This is a genomic window from Psychrobacter sp. 4Bb (assembly GCF_002836735.1).
Classification (GTDB): Bacteria; Pseudomonadota; Gammaproteobacteria; order Pseudomonadales; family Moraxellaceae; genus Psychrobacter.
Window position 1 is genome coordinate 1 of the sequence record NZ_PJAS01000042.1, and the last position, 20,191, is coordinate 20,191.

At 42.3% G+C, this 20,191-nt stretch carries 15 protein-coding genes; 5 read left to right on the forward strand and 10 right to left on the reverse strand.

Annotated features, from left to right (window positions below):
• Window positions 1-78: 78 nt before the first annotated feature.
• Window positions 79-1,716: a carbon-nitrogen hydrolase family protein gene (locus CXF60_RS01590; protein ID WP_102090506.1), complete on the reverse strand. Its 1,638-nt coding sequence runs from the start codon at window positions 1,714-1,716 to the stop codon at window positions 79-81.
• A 537-nt stretch (window positions 1,717-2,253) separates the two neighbouring features.
• On the opposite strand from CXF60_RS01590, the gene CXF60_RS01595 reads away from it, so the two are divergent.
• Entirely contained in the window at window positions 2,254-2,883 is a 630-nt protein-coding gene (locus tag CXF60_RS01595) for a BLUF domain-containing protein (protein WP_102090507.1), read from the forward strand.
• A gap of 91 nt (window positions 2,884-2,974) precedes the next feature.
• Here CXF60_RS01595 and CXF60_RS01600 read toward each other — a convergent pair whose 3' ends face one another.
• A complete protein-coding gene (locus tag CXF60_RS01600) occupies window positions 2,975-4,411 on the reverse strand; it encodes an FAD-binding oxidoreductase (RefSeq protein ID WP_102090508.1) in 1,437 nt (478 codons plus the stop codon).
• 336 nt (window positions 4,412-4,747) lie between these two features.
• Here CXF60_RS01600 and serA point away from each other — a divergent pair, with 336 nt between their 5' ends.
• Window positions 4,748-5,974, forward strand: coding sequence for a phosphoglycerate dehydrogenase (gene serA / locus CXF60_RS01605; RefSeq protein WP_102090509.1), 1,227 nt, complete (start codon window positions 4,748-4,750; stop codon window positions 5,972-5,974).
• Window positions 5,975-6,191: 217 nt separating this feature from the next.
• Here the strand turns inward: serA and CXF60_RS01610 are convergent, their stop codons facing one another.
• Window positions 6,192-7,190, reverse strand: coding sequence for an oxygen-dependent tRNA uridine(34) hydroxylase TrhO (locus CXF60_RS01610; protein WP_323807172.1), 999 nt, complete (start codon window positions 7,188-7,190; stop codon window positions 6,192-6,194).
• A 566-nt stretch (window positions 7,191-7,756) separates the two neighbouring features.
• Between CXF60_RS01610 and CXF60_RS01615 the strand changes: the two genes are divergently transcribed.
• Window positions 7,757-8,554, forward strand: a complete 798-nt coding sequence (locus tag CXF60_RS01615; RefSeq protein ID WP_102090510.1) for a hypothetical protein — start codon at window positions 7,757-7,759, stop codon at window positions 8,552-8,554.
• A gap of 533 nt (window positions 8,555-9,087) precedes the next feature.
• On the opposite strand, the gene CXF60_RS01625 is transcribed toward CXF60_RS01615, so the two are convergent.
• The 3 genes from CXF60_RS01625 to metX all read right to left on the reverse strand — a co-directional run bounded on the left by CXF60_RS01625 (window position 9,088) and on the right by metX (window position 12,046).
• The gene (locus tag CXF60_RS01625; protein WP_102090512.1) at window positions 9,088-9,669 is read right to left on the reverse strand and encodes a tetratricopeptide repeat protein; all 582 of its coding nucleotides are present in this window, start codon (window positions 9,667-9,669) and stop codon (window positions 9,088-9,090) included.
• A 413-nt stretch (window positions 9,670-10,082) separates the two neighbouring features.
• Window positions 10,083-10,691, reverse strand: coding sequence for a methionine biosynthesis protein MetW (gene metW / locus CXF60_RS01630; RefSeq protein WP_057758464.1), 609 nt, complete (start codon window positions 10,689-10,691; stop codon window positions 10,083-10,085).
• Window positions 10,688-12,046 (reverse strand): homoserine O-acetyltransferase MetX, encoded by a 1,359-nt coding sequence (gene metX, locus CXF60_RS01635; protein WP_227684732.1) that lies wholly within the window; start codon window positions 12,044-12,046, stop codon window positions 10,688-10,690. Before metX ends, metW begins: the two co-directional genes overlap by 4 nt.
• Window positions 12,047-12,541: 495 nt before the next feature.
• On the opposite strand from metX, the gene hemH reads away from it, so the two are divergent.
• The gene (gene hemH / locus CXF60_RS01640) at window positions 12,542-13,561 is read left to right on the forward strand and encodes a ferrochelatase (RefSeq protein ID WP_102090514.1); all 1,020 of its coding nucleotides are present in this window, start codon (window positions 12,542-12,544) and stop codon (window positions 13,559-13,561) included.
• Window positions 13,562-13,675: 114 nt separating this feature from the next.
• Here the strand turns inward: hemH and CXF60_RS01645 are convergent, their stop codons facing one another.
• From CXF60_RS01645 to CXF60_RS01660, 4 genes are all read right to left on the reverse strand, one after another.
• Window positions 13,676-14,068, reverse strand: coding sequence for a hypothetical protein (locus CXF60_RS01645; RefSeq protein ID WP_102090515.1), 393 nt, complete (start codon window positions 14,066-14,068; stop codon window positions 13,676-13,678).
• 284 nt (window positions 14,069-14,352) lie between these two features.
• Window positions 14,353-14,811, reverse strand: coding sequence for a hypothetical protein (locus tag CXF60_RS01650; RefSeq protein ID WP_180958064.1), 459 nt, complete (start codon window positions 14,809-14,811; stop codon window positions 14,353-14,355).
• 374 nt (window positions 14,812-15,185) lie between these two features.
• Window positions 15,186-18,164 carry a DNA polymerase I gene (gene polA, locus CXF60_RS01655; protein ID WP_102090516.1) on the reverse strand — a complete coding sequence of 993 codons (2,979 nt, stop codon included), beginning with the start codon at window positions 18,162-18,164 and terminating at the stop codon, window positions 15,186-15,188.
• Between the two features lie 265 nt (window positions 18,165-18,429).
• A complete protein-coding gene (locus CXF60_RS01660; protein ID WP_102090517.1) occupies window positions 18,430-18,843 on the reverse strand; it encodes an organic hydroperoxide resistance protein in 414 nt (137 codons plus the stop codon).
• Between the two features lie 268 nt (window positions 18,844-19,111).
• On the opposite strand from CXF60_RS01660, the gene CXF60_RS01665 reads away from it, so the two are divergent.
• Entirely contained in the window at window positions 19,112-20,014 is a 903-nt protein-coding gene (locus CXF60_RS01665; RefSeq protein ID WP_102090518.1) for a hypothetical protein, read from the forward strand.
• The last annotated feature ends 177 nt before the right edge of the window (window positions 20,015-20,191 follow it).

A 20,191-nucleotide genomic window follows, 5' to 3' on the forward strand; every position in this document is an offset into this window, starting at 1 on the left:
GGCAGTAGATAAAAATAAACGGCTGAAAATCAGCCGTATTATTTATAAAGTCTACTATAAGTGTGCGACGTCAACCTATTATGGCTTTTGTGCTCGGTTTTGTAATGGATCACCAATAAGCACACTGCCTGAGTTTTCACGGCGTTCTTCGTCACTTAATTTGCTTGCAGGAACTTTGGCTTTGCGCTTCCATTTTAAGCTAAATAAGTCATCACGGCGGTCGATCAGGTTGTGTACTGAGCCTTCGTGACGAACATGAGTCAGCTTGTCTAAGTTCACATCTGAGAAGAATACCATCTCCGTATTGGCGGTGGTTTCTGCCATAATGGCATCATGTGGGAATGCAAAATCTGACGGTGAAAAAATAGACGACTGAGCGTACTGAATATCTAAACTTTCGACTTGTGGCAAGTTACCTACTGAACCGCAAATCATTACATAGCATTCGTTTTCAATCGCACGTGCTTGAGCACAGTGACGCACACGCAAATAGCCGTTTTTGGTATCTGTCCAGAAAGGCACGAACAAAATATCCATATCATCAAGTGCTAACAGGCGTGCAAGTTCAGGGAACTCAACGTCATAACAGACCAAGATACCGATACGACCCGCATCCGTGTCGAACACTTTGACTTCATCGCCACCTTCGATTACCCAAGCGCTGCGCTCATGCGGAGTAATATGAATTTTGCGTTGCTCTTCAACCGTACCATCACGGCGGCACAGATAGCTGACGTTGTATAAGGTATCGTCTTCGTCCAGTAACGGCATCGAACCGGTAATGACGTTGACGTTATAACTGACGGCTAAATGCGAGATTTCATTTTTGAACCACTCGGTATAACCCGCCAAAAATCGAATGGCAATATTTTGATCGGTTTCTTCGCATAGACCCATCAATGGCGCATTGAAAAACTCTGGTAAGCAAGCAAAGTCTGAGTTGTAGTCAGCCATGATATCGACAAAAAACTCAACCTGTTGCAGTAATTCTTCAGGTGATTCGACTTCACGCATCTGCCACTGAATACCACCAATACGCACTTCAGACTTGCGAGTATTAGGCTTATAGTCTTTAGGCTCGTAGTAGATATTTGCCCACTCAAGCAAGGTAGCAAAGCCCTTTGATTGCTTATCATCTGGCAGATAAGCGGTCAAAATACGTTTAACGATAAAGCCATTAGACAACTGGAACGACAAAGCTGAATCGTGAATCTCACGGCTTTCAACGGCATCAATATATTCGCCTGGAGTCAGATCTTTATGGTTATGATAGTTAGGTATGCGTCCACCGGCTAAGATAGCGCGGAAGTTTAACTGTCGGCACAGCTCTTTACGTGCGTCATACAGACGACGACCGAGGCGGTAGCCGCGATAATCAGGGTCGATGAGCGCATCTAAACCATAAATGGCATCACCTTCTGGATTGTCTCTGATGATTTCTTTTTGTCCAATCAAATCATCATAGGTATGCGGGTTTGAAAACTTGGCATAGTCAACGCGCATAGAGAGCACGATACCAATCAGCTGATCATGATCAAACAAAGCAATCTGACCTTCAGGGAACGCGTCAATCAAAGTATGAATGGTTGTCTTTGACCATGCGCCACCCAAGTTTACATAGACACGATCCATCAAGGCTTTTAATTGTGGGTAATCTTTTTTCTTAATCTCAGCAATCGTGAGGTGAAAATCATCTAATTTTTCCATCTTACTCATAAGTTTCCTGTTTTAAATAGCTATTGAATGTAGGGGTATCAAATAATGGGGTCATAGCACATTGATGTGCCGATTTTTGTGCAAAAAAGTAATAAAAACATTCCAATAGGAAGATATTGTCGTTACAATAATTTATTGCCGTATTTACAATAGGTTATGTTGATATCTTAGACTGTTTTGCTCACTCTATTTAGTAGTGATTTTGGCTAACGCAAAGGGTTAAAGGATAGCGACTGCCACATTCTATATCGCTTTATATCTATTGGGTTTGTAAACACCGATAAGCGCACAACTCTGCATTATCATTGTACCTGCGACTGTCTTGCTATTTATTATCTCAATATAGAATCTAAATAATATCTATCAGCACCTTTTGTTTTGCTTGTTATCATAGCAAGCTGTAACGGCAATAACAGTCTCACGTAGTAAATATTTGCTACGTTTTTGTGAGTCAATTTTTTGGTTCAACTCAGGCATAGTATTGTGTTGCTTGTTTCGTTTAGCCGTCTTTAATCGGCTTCTTAGGATTATTTTATTATGCCTTTAAATCATACCAATAGAATCACGAAGTGGGATGACATAGATGACTCCGCTTTGGTTCAGTTGGTTTATGTCAGTACGCTGACTCTTGGTTCGCGTTTGAGCACCTCTATTTTTGATGAAGTAGAAGGCCACGCACGTAACTACAATCAGCAGCATAACATCACAGGCACGTTATGCTACGGTAATGGTCACTTTCTGCAATGTATCGAAGGTAAAAAGTCAGACGTATTTAATCTGCAAGAGCGTATTTTCGTCGATAGTCGTCATAAAAATGTAGAAGTGTTGCTATTACAAGTCATCAATCATCGCAGCTTTGCCGACTGGCGTATGCGCTTGCTGTTTTTGGAGCGTTGGTTGTGGTCCCCTGCGACCAAGAAACAAGCCGTACAATTATCCCCATTTTTACCATTTGCGCCGCACGGCTGGTCGTCTGATCGGACTGAGCAGTTTTTGCAAATTATCAAAACTTTCGATAGTCCACCCCATATTAAGGCGGCAGGCATTACTTATAATGCATTGGGTAATATGGTGCGCCATATCGCGGCACCGCATCAGGCGTTTCTGCTTATTCAAGGGTTCTTGAGCATATTACTGGTCGTCGCACTGATACTGTTATATTTATAGATTATAGTTTTTGCAAATTATAAATCCAAAAAAAGACGCCAGCCTCTCGGGTTAGCGTCTTTTTATTTGCGATAAGCGTTTAGCATGCTCTTCACATATCAAAAATCTTACCGCGGTTCATAATGTTATTTGGATCGAATACTTTTTTGACTTCTCGTAAATAATCAATCTCAGTCTCGCTACGGCTATAGTGCAAGTACGGTTTCTTTGTCATACCAACCCCATGCTCAGCAGACACTGAACCGCCATATTTCTGTACCGTCTCAAACACATATTTATTGACAACCTGACACTCAGCAAAGAAATCATCCTTGCTCATGTTTTCTGGTTTTAAAATATTCAGATGCAAATTACCATCGCCGATATGACCGAACCAGCAAACTTCAAAGTCTGGATAGTTACTGCTGACAATATGATCAATCTCTTCGATAAAGGTCGGTACGTGACTTATCAGCACTGATACATCGTTTTTGTAAGGGGTGAATACGGAGATAGTCTCAGAGATATATTCACGTAGCTTCCACAGCTCTGCTGCTTGCGTGAGGTTCTGGCTCATGACGCCATCAGCGACCCAGCCTTGCTCCATACAATGCTCAAATATGGCCATGGCTTTGTCCATGATTGGCTCATAAGGTGCTTCAAATTCTAATAGCGTATAGAACTTGGTACGTGATTCAAACGGCTCTTGTACTTGGCCATGTGCCATTAGCTTATCAATCGCTACATCGTCAAAGAACTCAAACGCTGTTAAATCAATCTGTGCCTGAAAAGCAGAGAGTACGTTCATGACGTCATTGAAGCTGTCCATGCCAAGTACCATGACGTTTAAGTCTTGTGGCTGACGCTCAAGCTTGATTTGCGCATGAGTAACAAGGCCAAGCGTGCCTTCACTACCGATGAACAATTGGCGCAGGTCATAACCGGTGGCGTTCTTTACCATACCGCGATTGAGGTGCAAGATGTCGCCTTTACCCGTGACGACAGTCAGACCCATGATCCATTGACGAGTCATGCCATAGCGAATGACTTTAATGCCACCTGCATTGGTACCGATATTGCCACCGATTTGACTAGAGCCTGCTGAGGCAAAGTCGACAGGATAGTATAAGTCTTTTGATTCAGCGAATTCTTGCAACTGTTGGGTGACGACACCGGCTTCGACTTCAACTATTCGATCGGCAGGATAGAACTGTCCAATCTGGTTCATTTTATCCATGCTAACCACGATTTCACCATTGGCGGCGACGGCACCAGCAGACAGGCCAGTACGACCACCACTTGGGGTGAGGACGACGTTGTGCTCATTGGCAAGGAGTACGATAGTCTGTACTTGTTCAGTGGTCTTTGGAAAGACGATGGCAGCAGCAGCAGGAGCGAAGTGTTTGGTCCAGTCTTTGCCCCAATGCTCTAAGCTCTCAGCATCGGTTTTGATTTGGGTTGGGTCGAAGTTATGAGTATCAGTAAGCGTGCTCAAGATGGTTTGCACGGCATTGGTTTCGAATGTGTTTTGAGCGGTAGTTGGCGTCATGGTCAAATCTCAATATTGGCGTAAGCACGATGCTGGGACTGCTTATTATATAGCGAAATAACTATAAATTCAGTGGTGAGTCAGCTCGTAGAGGTAATAAGTGGATGATAATTTTTACCTATAAGAAGAGGTAAGTAATAAATAATTGATTCGATCGGTTTCAAACAGAATAATTCACTATAGCATAAAAATTTTTCAGGCTTGATAACCAATAATTCATCTAATCTGCTAACATCGACCTCAAATTTTGTGTAAGATATCGGGACTGTTTTCGTTTCATCCATCATAGATTATCCAACAGGTAATCTTATAAAACAATTATAGGACAGTTCTCATATGGCGTTATCACTACAAAAAGACAAAATCCGGTTTTTATTGCTTGAAGGTCTACATGACAATGCCCTAAAAGTATTGGAAGGAGCTGGTTACCACAACATCGAGAATATCAGTCACGCTTTAGATCAAGACGAGCTGATCGAAAAGATCAAAGATGCTCACTTTATCGGTATTCGTTCACGCACTCAGTTGACGCGTGAAGTACTTGAGCACGCACACAAGCTTATCGGCATTGGTTGCTTTTGTATTGGTACCAACCAAGTAGATCTAGACGCCGCTCGTGATCTTGGTATCCCTGTCTTTAACGCGCCATTCTCGAACACTCGTTCGGTAGCTGAGCTAGTATTGGCAGAAGCCATTATGCTGTACCGTGGTATTCCTGAGAAGAATGCAACCGTACATCGCGGCGGCTGGGGTAAGTCTGCGACTAACTCACACGAAGTGCGTGGCAAGACTATCGGTATCGTCGGTTATGGCTCTATCGGCTCGCAGCTGTCTGTCTTAGCAGAAAGCTTTGGTATGAAAGTCATTTATCATGATGCTGTGACCAAGTTGCCACTAGGCAACGCGGTACAAGTTGGTAGCTTAGAAGAGCTGCTATCAACGGCTGATATCGTGACATTGCATGTACCTGATGTACCAAGCACTCGCTATATGATGAAAGCTGAGCAGTTCGCCCAAATGAAAGAAGGCAGCTACTTTATCAATGCTGCACGCGGTACTTGTGTAGAGATTGATGACCTTGCTGCTGTGCTTGAGTCTGGTAAAGTATTGGGCGCCGCGATTGATGTGTTCCCGAAAGAGCCAAAATCTGCTGACGAAGAGTTCGAATCACCACTGCGTAAGTTTGACAATGTTATCTTGACGCCGCACATCGGTGGCTCAACGCAAGAAGCACAGGCTAATATTGGGTTAGAAGTGGCGGATAAGTTTGTTCGATATTCTGATCAAGGTGATACGGCGACTGCTGTGAACTTCCCAGAAGTATCTGTTCCGTTCAAAGAAAACTCGCATCGTCTGCTGCATATTCACAAAAACGTACCGGGCGTATTGTCACAAATCAACCGTCTGTTCGCTGAAGCAAACATCAACATCTTAGCGCAAAGCTTAATGACTGAAGGTGATGTTGGTTATTTGGTGATGGATGTGGATTATAACGATTCAAGTGCCGCTCTAGATCAGCTAAAAGACGTGGAAGAGACTATCCGCGTACGTATCTTATTCTAGTATAGTCAATCCACTATAAAAGCGTTACAGCGTTAACCTCGCTTGAAGTATTACATATACATCTGCACTCGGTTGCCTTGTAACACTTTTAAATAGGATCAACTATATCAGCGTTGACTGTTTTGATAAGCGCTGACAATTTGTCATAAAAAGAGAGGCTCTATTGATTAGAGCCTCTCTTTTTTATGCACTTTCAAAACCTGATTAAAATATCGATTTATTTGGCTTTGTTGTTATTGGCGGCATCAGCTAATCGTTGTGCTTCCACCTTAGCGGCTTTGCGTTTCTCTATCACATCTATCACGTCGCTACCGATGTGTGCTTCGCCACGTTTTTTCGCTAGCTGCATTTGATGCTCGCGCTCACGAAAGCGCGCCTTTTGTTCATCAGTTGCTTTATCGATACAATGCGGGCATGACTCGCCTTTAATGTAAGCACTGCTTTGCATCTCTTCCTGAGTAATGGGCATGCGGCATGCGAAACATTGCTCGTAGCTGCCTTTTTCTAGGTTGTGGTTTACTGACACACGGTTGTCAAAAACAAAACAATCACCTTCCCACATAGAGTCGCTAGCAGGCACTTCTTCTAAATACTTAAGAATGCCACCTTCTAAGTGATAAACCTCTTCAAACCCTTGTTCGCGCATATAGGCGGTAGATTTTTCGCAGCGGATACCACCTGTGCAAAACATAGCGACTTTTTTATGTTTAGCTGGATCCATCTCTTTTGAGACGTATTCTGGAAACTCGCGGAACGTTTCAGTGTTTGGGTTGACTGCATTTTGGAAGGTGCCGATTTGCACTTCATAGTCGTTACGCGTGTCGATCAAGGTAACTTCAGGATCTGAGATCAACGCATTCCACTCGCTTGGCTTTACATAGCGACCAACGGACTCCAATGGATCGATATTCTCGACACCCATGGTAACGATTTCTTTTTTTAGCTTCACCTTAGTGCGATAAAAAGGCTGAGTATCAGTATAAGATTCTTTAAAAGTAAAACTACCAATCGCTTCGATACTACGCAGATACTCAAGGACAGTATCAATACCTTGGCGCGTGCCAGAAATCGTACCGTTAATACCTTCAGCGGCAATTAACAAAGTGCCTTTGACGTCGTTATCGAGCATAGTATTTAAGATTGGCTCACGGTACTGCTCAAAGTCAGCAAAGCGTGTGAACTTGTAGAGTGCTGCAACTACGATATTGTTAGTCACGCTATCGTAAACGGGTGCTGCTTTGTTATCAGTTGCAGTGCTGTCTTGGGTATTACTCATGTTTTTCTCCTGCTGGCTAGGTCGTAAACCTAGTGCGTTGGGTTAACAGTCTGGTTCAAATAAACACGCTATTGTGTCATCCTCGCTTGATGTACTCTGGGTACAATCTGCGCTCGGCTTTCTTATATCACATTCATTTGAAGTAGACTGTGTCATTTCAAAATGGGTTATAACACTAGCCTGATTGTGGAATTGGCTAATGCGCGCGTAGTGTAGCAAATTTTAGTAAGATTTTGAATAGTTTAAGAGTTGCTAGCATCGTTAAACGTATACATAACTCATTGAGTGACTTACTTTAAGCATTGATAGTTTTTAGGCGTTTATCCTATGAGTAGAGCTTGCTATAGTAGACATTTCTCATTATCTGTTCTGTTTGTTTCATGGTAAAGGCAACTAATTATATTTATTTTAGCCATCACCATCGAAAATATATTAACAAGATCCATAGTTCCTTATAGAGCTATAAATCGTGCAAAATTTGTGACGAGTAGAAAATAAGAGATTGCATGCCAAAAACAAAACCTAATAAAGTTTTAAACCTAACTTGTCCTCATGAAAGTTGTCATGAGTCGTTTGCTGTCCCTTTAATCGAAAAAGGAATACTATTTTGTCCACATTGTAATCACAGTCTTTTGACGGAGAAACCAGTTGATGTAGCTCAAATCAACAAAGTAAGTATCGTTGAAAATAGAAAATCTAAATCATTTTTACATCACTGGCCCTATTTTGCATGGCTGTCGCTATACGCAATTCTTTTAATTATGGCAAAAATATATAGTTGGACGGATATCATGGACTTATATCTGATTACGATATTCCTTGTAGGTTCCATAGTATTTGAGAGGTATAAATCTCATTATAACAGTGTGTTATACCGCCTAAAACATAATGAAGTTGAGTTCAAGGCTGGTGTTGATACCTTATCTAACATTAAAAGGTTTTCTGAAATTAATACTGATTATGTAAATGATGATGGTGTACTCAAGCATAGCAAGTGCCGTTTCAATAAAGTAGAAATGCCAGTTCTAAAAAACTGTCCCCATTGTAAGTCGCAAATGGTTGTAAAATTGCAGCAGATGGTTGATTGGCAGAAAAACCTTTACTCTAAATACGATATTTATCGCCCAAAAGGAGTTCCAGATAGTGAGTACTGCAGTGTCACAAAGCGTTATGTATCGAGGGATACCACACTGTCTAATATATTCCTATGCTTAAATTGTCACACTCATTATAGTTGGCTATATATTTCAAATGAGCATTCAACCATAGATGAGGAAGATGCACGACAATTATGCAAAATTTAGGCGTAAAATCCAAAATTTAAATGTGGCTATCAAATAGATGTCATCGTTCCTCATTATTGTAGAATATAGAATAACAAATCTTGTCCTAATCTACTTTCCGAGCGGTATAAGCAGAGCGGTCGAATATATCGATAAGACCAAAGCCAGCATACCGATTATACTAATAATGAGTGTTAAAGTTGATAAAAGCTTTGATGGGCGTTGTAGTGTAATGGCCGAAAGTGTTAAACACACAACAGGAACTATCGACCACCATTCAATGGTACTAAAAACAAACTTAGTATAGGCTGTTTGTTCGACACCAAAGCTTATCCAAAGTGAGGTAAAACGTTCAATGAATTGCGGTTGTGCTATGAAGTAGATAAAAAATGACTGTATTGTGATACAAGTAATGATAAAAATCCAAAAAATTACTTTTTTCATAATATGGTTCAGTACTGTTGAGAAGTAATATTAAAGGGTGTAATGCCTTAAATATAAAAAATCCAGCTCAAAGGCTGGATTTTTTATTGCTAAAATAAATAGCTATAGATTTACTTACTCTGGAACCAAGTATCTGCTTTGCTACGGGCACTAGCAATGTCTGAGCTTGATAAGTTCAATGCCAACTGACCAATCTTACCGCGAGCTTTGTTGCGTACTTTTTCATCTAGCATGCCATCACGGGCAGCCAAGTCATACCATTTATAAGCATCGACCAGATTTTTTTGCTTTTCATCCAATAGTGCAAGCGTGTAACTGGCACGATTATCGCCACGCATCGCAGCTTTTTCTAACCACAGACGGGCTTGTTGTAAGTTAGGCTGTACGCCTTCGCCGCGCAAATACATGATGGCAAGATTCAACTGAGCAGGGGCAACGCCTTGCTGAGCGGCTTTGGTATACCACTGGATTGCTTGTTGGGTATTTTGCGCAATACCTTCACCTTTTTGCAAACGCTTGGCCAGATAGAACTGAGCGTGATCGTTACCTTGGGCGGCACGACTAGACAACTCGCTCACAGGCATAAGCTCAAAACGTGAGGTATCAAGCGGTACGTTTGATATTAACTCAGCATTGGCTAAACCAGCACAAGAAAATAATGCAGTAAACAACGCAGCTTTTAATAATTTCATAGCAGCTCCAAAATTAGGCAGTTAATAAGCAAAAAAAATTGTACCGCTAAACATTGTCTCGCTAAAGACAGTCAGACGGCGATAACAATTAGGTGGAATCTTGCGATATGAACTTACCTAATCATTAGCAAAAGGGGGTTGTCATCTCTAAATCAGAGATTTCACCCTAACTGATTAGACAAACGGTCGTAATAGTGGGGTGGCTGACAATATTTTGCTAGCTTAACACCCAAACTTACGAAACTCAAATACTAATTACAAGGTCACATAGACGTTTGTACCTGATTGTCCTTAACAAAATCAGACAGTTACTAAAAAATTATATTAAGTTAACAATCCATTAAGGTTAATACTAGCTCGTAAAGCACTGTTTAGCAGTCTATAAAACATAAAGACAGCTGAGAATTTATCCGCTATTTCTTGGTCACTCGGTAGATAGCGACGTCTGCTAACAAGTTAGGCGCTTGCCTAATTAACGCCTTCATCAAAGGTGTATGACCTTTTTCAGAATCGCTAACCGCAAAACGATTAATAATATGAATATCATGCTGCGCACATAACAGCTCAAAATCTTTGAAAGTACATAGATGAATATTTGGCGTGTTGTACCATTCGTAAGGCAATGCTTCAGAGACAGGCATCATACCTTTAAGCCCTAAATGAATACGGTTTTGCCAATGTGCAAAGTTAGGGAAGGTAATGACTGCTTCACGGGCAACTCTCAGCATATCAAGCAACAACTCGTCAGGTGCTTTTACTGCTTGTAGGGCACGTGCCATGACGACCGTGTCAAAGCTGTTATCAGCAAAGCGCGCTAGACCATCGTTGAGATCCTGCTCGACAATTGATAAGCCATTACCAATTGCCTCATTGATTTTGTCTTCATCAATCTCTAGTCCGTAACCTGTTACACCTAGTTTCTGCTGTAAGTGGGCAAGCAGCTCGCCATTACCACAACCTAAGTCCAGTACATGTGCTTGCGGCGCAATCCAGCGCTCTGCCAGTTGGTGATCCATTCTCATGAGCGTTCTCCTGTGGCTGAGCGGCTAGGGGTAATAAATGGCGCAGTCAAAAATCCTTTGACCGCACCCATGTAGCGAGGAATATCAAACAAGAATGAGTCATGTCCGTGCGGCGCGTCAATATTGATATAGCTGACTGGTTTACCAGTGGCCATCAGTGCATCGACAATCTCTTGCGAGCGCTCAGGTGCAAAACGCCAATCAGTGGTAAATGACACGACTAGATACTGGCATTGCGTATGGGCAAAGGCCGCTTTGAGCGCAGAAAGCTCTTGCTGACGATCAGACTCAATATCTTCAATCGTCGTTACTGCATCTTCTAACTCACTCTGTGCATTCGCCTTGCTAGATTCGACTGACGCCGCGATTGATTCTTCTATTTGTACTGCTGACTCTGTAGTATCTTTTGCTACGGTTGATGGGTAGTCGCGTATTGGATAGTCGCGCGTCGGATCAAAGTAATCTAAGGCCTTGGTCATAAGCAGATAAGTATTGGCATCAAAGTTTTCACTAAAGCGCTCGCCTTGATAGCGTAGGTAGCTTTCGACCTGAAACTCGACATCGTAGCCATACATAAATTTGCCAGATTTTAAATCACGGCCAAATTTGGCTTTCATCGCGTCATCAGTTAAGTAGGTAATATGGCCAACCATACGCGCCAATATCAGTCCGCGACGAGGATAAGTGCCTTCTTGTATATAGCGCCCGTCTTTAAAGTCGGGATCGGATAATATAGATTGGCGCGCTACTTCGTTAAAGGCGATATTTTGAGCAGATAGCTTTGGCGTACTGGCGATGACCACACAGCGCTTTAATCGCTCTGGATAATCAACAGACCATTGTAGCGCTTGCATACCGCCCATTGAGCCGCCGACAATGGCGTGCCAAACGTCGATGCCTAGACGATCTGAGAGCATTGCTTGGGTTTTTACCCAGTCTTTGATGGTGATCAGCGGAAAATCAGGGCCATACACTTGCGGCTCATCGCTGCTATCTGAATCAAGGCTGTCCGAACTAACACTATCCGAACCAACGCTATCAGGGTTAATAGTGGTAGGCCCTGTTGAACCAAAACAGCTGCCGATATTATTGACACACACCACATAGAACTGATTGGTATCAATTGCTTTATTGGGGCCAATCATATTGTCCCACCAGCCTGCTTTCTTGTCATCAGCACTATGGAAGCCAGCTGCATGATGATTGCCTGACAACGCGTGGCAAATCAGAATTGCATTTGATTTGTCGCTATTGAGCGTACCGTAAGTCTCTACCATCAAGTCAAACGAGGGCAGGGTACGGTTGCATTCTAACGTTAAGGGCTCAGCGAAATGAAAATTCTGAGGCGTAACGATACCTACAGACCCTAAATCACTGTTGGTATTGGCTGAGCTATTAGAGTGAGGTTGTGAATTAGGATGCTGGTCACTGGTATTATCAGAGCGTGCGTTCAAAGCTACCTCGCAAGACTACAATCATCAATAAAATAAAAGCAAAATGGCACGTTGCTAACAGGCTATTTTACCTACACGGTTTTTATAAACTGGGCCTGCCTATTGTATGGTGATGCGCGTTGGAGTACAACCATCGAGCGCGCCTTTCGAGCGCATCGATCGTAGTTTTTATGGAATATACTTTATAAATGAATAACGAGTAAGCCGCCAGCATCAAGTAATCAAGAGTTAATAAATAGCAACTGCGTATCAAATTGTATAGGTGCGCTTTTAGCCCGCGTCATTAATAGATAAAATGCTACACTAATGAGGTGTCTATTCAACTGTGTCTTAACAGTATCGTCTCTTATTATTTTGACATCACCCTTAATAACTTACTGCTAATAAAGTGCTGCTATGAAACCTAAATTGCCCCCACGTATTGCCGTTTTGTTAGTGAATCTTGGTACGCCAGATGAGCCAACGGCACCTGCCGTACGTCGCTACCTCAAACAGTTTTTGTCAGACCCACGAGTGATTGAGATTCCCAAATTCCTATGGGCTATTATTCTCAATTTGTTTGTTTTACCCAGTCGTCCTAAACGCGTAGCAAAGGCTTATGCGAGCATTTGGGAAGGTGACTCACCGATTCGTAAAATACTAAAAAGCCAAGTTGAGCTATTAGAACCACGTTTGGCTGATAGTGTGGCACCGTTTCGTGTCTCTGTGCATCCTGCGATGAGCTATGGTAATCCTGGTTTGCCTGATGTCATGGACGCGCTACGTGGTGAAGGGGTTGATCACTTTGTCATACTGCCGTTGTTTCCACAGTACTCTGCCTCTTCAGGCGGTGCCGTATATGATGCGCTGACGAAGTGGACGCTCAAGCAACGCAACTTGCCAAATTATACGATTGTCAAAGACTACTTTGCCCATCCGCTGTATATTCAAGCTTTGGCCAACTCTATTCGCCGTTTCCAAGAGAAGCATGGCAAGCCTGAAAAGTTGATGTTTAGTTTTCATGGTATTCCGCAGCCTTATGCTGATAAAGGTGATCCTTATCCTAAACGCTGTAAATGTACGGCTGCGCAAGTGGCGCATGAACTTGGCCTGACAGAAGATGAATGGATTATCAGTTTCCAGTCACGCTTTGGTAAGCAAGAGTGGGTCAAGCCGTATACCGATGTGGTGTTGGAGGATTGGGGTAAGTCAGGTGTGCGCTCGGTACAGGTGATCAGTCCGGCGTTTTCAGCAGATTGTCTAGAAACATTAGAGGAGTTGGCCATTGAAAACCGTGATAACTTCCTCAATGCTGGCGGACAAGAGTATCATTATATCCCTGCATTAAACCTTGATGAGACACATATTGAATTGCTTGAAGCGTTGAGTTTGCCATTGGTGAAAGGTTGGGCTGGCACGCTAGATGGCTGGGTTTAGACAGTCGAAAGTCGCTGTTTTAGTAAGTTGAATAGTAGAATGAAAAAAGCACGCTTAATATAGTTAAGCGTGCTTTTTTGGTTTAGAGAGGTAAATTAACAATCGTATTAAGTTCTAAAAATCATCATCGTTGCTACGTTCGGCCGCTTCTCTATCAACAATATCCATCGCATCTGGATAATCGCTGTCATCGAGGTTATCCTGAACCAAAATCTCATCAACGCGTGACTCATCGATATTTTGACGATGCGCAGGTGTTAGTCCTTGGGTCGCATCACTACCGACTTCTGAGTTATTAAATCCTGCACTATTATCAATCACATCATCGTTATCGATGGTATGCAGCATAGGATTGTCTAAATCAACCAATTGGTTGTCTTGCTCATCCTGATTATTGTTATCTAAATTATCTAAGTTATCTAAGTTATCGACGCTGTCATTGTTATCACGACGATTACCGTCAATATGATCCATCTCTTCTGGTAGTGGATTTTTTGAGTTTTCCATGAATAATTCCTTATTGTAATTATTAAATGTCGCCATCATTAAAAGTAAAAATATCGCGCTGGCTTGTTAAAGCATCGCTTATTGCAATGTAGATAATATGCTTCTCAGTTTGTACGCTTATTCAACTTTTCACTAGTAGTAAGGTGTGACAGGATGTTCAAAAAATGTAAGACGGTGATTAGAACGCAAAACGGCTATTCAAAATGAGTAGCCGTAATTGTTTATGAAATTTATGCTAAGGCTTTGTACGATAGCCAGATTGCTAAATAATAACACTTATAATTTTAATTATTGGCGTGGTCGAACTTATAATTTAACTTCTGAACCAGACATGACTCATAGTTAGCCAGTTTAAATCGCCATAAATAGGCCAAGGCGATACCATAAATGGCAGTCTCAGCCAGCTCTTCGACAATTTCACCAAATGTATGCGGGAACATAATAGCGTTCTCGCCCATGTACTGAATGACAGCAAGTACAGTAACGCTAAGATAGAGCGAAACTGGCACGTTTTTTAGCACTGCCCATAGGTAATGCCTTGAGTAGACCAGCAAACCAAGCGCGACGAGATAGATAACGGTAAGGACGCTGTCCTCCCACCAGTCATAAGATTGACCAAGCATCGAAAAGTCGCTTGGAACCAGTAAGTCTGGTAGATAGTTCAACTCTCGACGAATGACAGAAACAAATATAAGTACGGCTGCCAGCCAAAAAGCCTTAATTTGTTTGACATGACTTTTCATAACATATTGTAAAATACGCAACAGGCATGCTATCAAAAGTATAATGCCAGGGACTTCAATGATGCCATCTGAGCTCAAAATAAATGACTCCTGCGTATCAAAAAGAATGTGTTAAAAACAAAAAAGTGAGCCCAAAGGCTCACTTTAAAGCAAAAATATCGAATAGTTAGTGTTTAACAGATGACCTATTATAAACCCCGTACCTAGACATTACTGTTATGAAATATAACTAGCTGGTCATAAGTGATTGTTAATATAAACAATATATAATGACTCATTGTAGTATCAGTTATCAAAAACTCTCATATCTGTAAAATATATAAATAATCGTGCCTTACACGCTTGATAAAATGGCAGTTAGTGACAGTTAATGTCTAGTGCGCCTCATCCCAGTTTTGACCGCTATCAGTCTCGACCAGTAAAGGTACTGCAAAGTCGACATTCCAGCCTTTTTCTACTGCCGTAGTCGTCAATACATCTTGCATAGCATCAGTAATCAGCTGGCTAACTTCGTCTACTTTATCGGCATCCACTTCAAACACCAGTTCATCGTGAACCTGTAGCAGCATTTTGGCTTGCTCTTTTGGCAGCACTTTATCAACGGCAATCATAGCAAGCTTGATTAAATCGGCAGCAGAGCCTTGTAGTGGCGCGTTAATCGCAGCACGCTCAGCCCCTTGTTTGACCATACGGTTGCTGTGATTGATATCAGGCGTATAGAGCTTACGGCCCAATATTGTTTCGACATAACCTTGCTCATAGGCGCTTGCACGAGTATTGATCATATAGTTTTTGACGCCTGGATAGCGCTCAAAGTACATATCGATATAGTCTTGTGCTTCGCCGCGGCTCATCTGTAGCTGCTTGGCAAGTCCAAAGGCACTCATCCCGTATAGTAGACCAAAGTTAATGGCTTTAGCATTACGACGCTCAGTCGAAGTGACGTCAGCGACATCCTTACCAAGCACTTCGGCAGCAGTGGCCGCGTGAATATCTAACCCTTCGTTAAAGGCATGAGTTAGGTTTTTATCACCTGAAAAATGCGCCATTAAACGCAATTCAATTTGTGAATAATCCGCTGCGAGAATCACGCGGCCTTCTGGTGCGATAAAAGCTTGACGAATGAGACGACCAGTCGCCGTACGAATTGGGATATTTTGTAAGTTAGGATCTGTCGATGACAAACGACCAGTGCTCGTTAATGCCTGATGGTAGCTAGTATGTACGCGATCGGTTTCGCTATCTGCGACATTATCTAGCGCATCAGTATAAGTGCTTTTAAGCTTAGATAGTCCGCGATACTCTAGCGTAATATCGACCAATGGATGATCGATTTTTGATAGTACCGCCTCACCAGTCGAGTATTGACCAGACTTGGTTTTTTTGCCACCAGCGACGCCTAGCTTTTCAAACAGCATCTCACCGAGCTGCTTAGGAGAACCTAAGTTAAACTCTTCACCTGACACTTCATAGGCGCGCTTCTCTAGGGCGATGATTTCTTCATCGAAACGTTTTGATAGCTCGTTTAAGAATGAACGTTTAATCAAAATACCATGCGCTTCCATTTGGCAAAGTATCTCTGCCGTTGGAATCTCTAGCTCGTGTAACAATTTGGCATTATTGGCATCATTAGCCAGTTCAACGCTGAACACGTCAAATAATTGATAGGTGATATCAGCATCTTCACATGCGTAGTCGCTCGCGATATCGATGCTCACTTGATCAAAGGTAACTTGCTTAGCGCCTTTACCTGCCACATCTTCAAAGCTGATGGTCTGCGTTTGCAAATAATGACGTGCCAAATCATCCATACCGTGGCGAGTGGCTGCCGCATTGATGACATAGCTGGCAAGCATGGTGTCCATTGCCCAGTTATTTGGCTGCTCATGTATGGCGCCAACTAGGTCGATATCATAGCGAGCGAGGATATGCGCATCATACTTTAGATGCTGACCGATTTTACCGATATTAGGATTTTCTAAGACAGGTTTTAAGCGAGCTAATACTGTATCGCGATCAAGTTGCTTGGCAGTTAGCTCATCACCTTCTAGGCTATGCGTAAGCGGAATGTAATATGCTTCGTGTGCTTGCAACGCAAAGGATAAACCAACAATTTGTGCGTCACGCCAATGAACGTTCGTAGTTTCGGTATCAATGACAAAATGAGGAGCAGCTTCTAACAATTCGACCAAGCTATCAAACGCTGGCTCGTCGAGTATAGTGTGCCACGCTTTATTATGGTTAGCGCTGTCTTTGATTTTGTCGCTCTTGGTGGATTGGAGCGATTTTGCCACCTGTGCCTGTGACTCAGTATTGGCTTGGCTATCAGCAACACTTTTAGAGCCATTGGCAGGGTGATTGGGATGATCAAGCGATGCCAGCTCATTTCTAAACTCAAGCTCATTATATAAGTCGCGCAATTCATCTATATGCGCACAAGGGTCGGTATTGATTTTTAGATCATTCCAATCTTGACCGATGGCTAAGTTAGTGACGATGGTAGCAAGCTTTCTGTTAAAAGGAATATCGTCAGCATGCTCAATCAGACCTTTCGCCCCGCGACCTTTGATAAAGCCGATATGCTTGAGCATGTTTTCGATATCACCATACTCAACGAGCAGGTCTTTAGCGGTCTTTTTACCGATACCAGGTACGCCTTTGATGCCGTCAGAGGCATCGCCCATTAGCGTTAAGAAATCGATCATTTGATTTGGGTTAATGCCAAATTTATCGATTACCGCTGGCGTATCCGTGACTTTACCTGTAAAGCTGTCTTCCAATATTACGCAGTCGTTGACCAGCTGCATCATGTCTTTATCACCCGTTGAGATGACCACATGATGGCCTTGCTCGACAGCACGATGGGCAAGTGTACCGATGATATCATCCGCTTCTGCACCCTCGATCCGCAACAGCGGAATACCTAATGCAGTGACCAAACGATGAATATAAGGAATTTGCTCTACTAGCTCGACATCGATAGGTGGACGAGCAGCTTTGTAATCAGCAGACATATGATGACGAAAAGTCGGTGATTTGGTATCGAAGCAAACAGCCATGTGAGTAGGATGATAGCGACGCATCAGCTTTAGTAGTGCGTTGAGTGTACCGCGTATCGCATTGGTGATTAGACCCTGCGAGTTTTGCATGGTTTTTGGCAAGGCGTGATAAGTGCGGAACAGATAATAGGAACCATCAACCAAAATAAAAGGCGGCTGATCTTTGTCTACATGACTGGTATCCATCAGCGCCACGTTAGGCATGGTATCGAAGTTTGGTAATGCTTTGGGGTCAAGCGCTTGGTGAGAGTTGTGGTCGTTATCGGTGGTATTGTCAGCTATGTCATCAGTCATAAAAGTCACTTATCAGCTATTAGATAAAAATATATACGCTTATTATAACGATAAAATTAGCGCGTGCCGAACTGCTTAACCGTTACTAGATGTTCTATCGTGTTCTTTTTTATTGAAATCTACACTGAGTTTTCGATATTTCATTTTTAGGATAAATAAATTGCTAAAGACAAAAAAAGAACCCAGATAAACTGAGTTCTTTTTTGTCTGATGACTATCAACTACTTGCCATTCAATAGACGTTGATAATGAGTCTTTGGATGCGTTATCTTACTTCTGAAGAGACTTCGACATCGATGTTACCGCTGGTCGCTTTCGAATATGGGCATACTTGATGTGCTTTTTCAACTAACTGTTGAAACTCATCCGCTGACAAGTCTGTATTTTCACCAATGACATGAATTTTGGCTGCAAGCTTATATTCGTGGCCTTCGCCTTGTAGTAAATCTACTTCTATTGAAGTAGTCGAGTCAAATTTTGCCTTTTCCATCTGTTTGACTGCACCAAGTGCACTATCAAAGCAGGCGCTGTAGCCCATGGCAAAAAGTTGTTCTGGATTATTACCTTCTTTTCCGGAGCCTGGTGGTACCATGTTGATGCTAAGATCGTTATCGTTCAAGCTGACTGAACCTGCTCGGCCGCCCACGACAGTTGCTTTGGTAGAATATAGAGTTTTCATAACACATCCTTTGTTGTGAGTTTTTATGTTTATATCTGAATGGTAAATCTCAACGTGAAACCTAGCATAACAAATCGCTCACGCAGCTCAGTGCATAGAGAGTAAATATATACTGCTAGTTTGTAAATGAGGTTTCGGGCACAGTTTTATTCGTTTTTAGATTTACAATCTTATCGTACCGTCATCAAAGAGGTACAATAGTGGTAATGAGCCATATATACGTTATCAGTACGGATAATAGAAATCTGAATCATAAGGACATTGTTTGATGAATAGATGGATTGCGATACCTAGTGTTTGCTTTGTGACGACGCTTGCTTTGATAGGGTGCGAAGAAGAAGACGGCGCTTATGGGACGGCTAGTAGCGAGATTACATTGACAAGCTTTGCTAATAGTTACGATAGCAAAGCCAATGCTACGGCAATTGCGCGAATTGATGAAACGTATCGTACTGGTGCGCGCGAGATCAAAACAACCAATCTCATCAACAGTTATAGCAACCAAAGCCTGAATGATTTAGACAGAACCGTGCTGGCAGATGACTTCGAGGGTCGACTTGAAAACAAAGACATCGAGGTTAATAATCGGACGGTCAAACGCCCCATCTATGAAAAAAACACCAATAACCAGCTAGACTACCAAACCACTTATAAGACACTTAACTTATCAGGGCTGCGTGCGAACAGCTATGTTGCTAGTACAAACGTGAACAATAGATACGGTATTATTACCGACTTAAACAACTATTCTGAAATTCCGACCAATGTTGCTTTTCCTGAAGGGTCAGTTTGTTATATCCCTGTGGTAACCAGTGAGCGTTCGTTTTTGGCTTTTAATGATAAAAACAAGACTGGATACGCCTCCATAGAGAGGTGGATTGAAGTGGCCAAAACCCGCTTTAGTGCTGATAGAGATCATAGAACTTCTCAGTTCGGAGTGGGCGTAGGCAATCAGCAACAAGCCGCGCAAGTCATGTTTTTCGAATACGATGATCAGCCTGCTTATGAATATAGCGGTGTTGAGTATGGAAAAGACGTCTATGAGGCAAACTATGTCGCCAAAGGTAGCACTGACCCGAACACAGACAGTCGTTTTGACGTAGTCGATTGTACAATTGTTAATGAGGTGGCTGGCGACTTCCTAGCTGAGCAAATAGAACGCTACTACTGAGATGAATTGATGGTTATTAGTCGTGCTACTCAAGCAGGATAATCGCAATTTAAAAGCCCAAAAACACGCTTCGTTTAAATAACGGAGCGTGTTTTTTTATACGCTAATTCTGCACCCTGATGCTAAATCCGCTACAATACGCCCATTATTTATTTTATTTATTTAGAGTCACTTCTA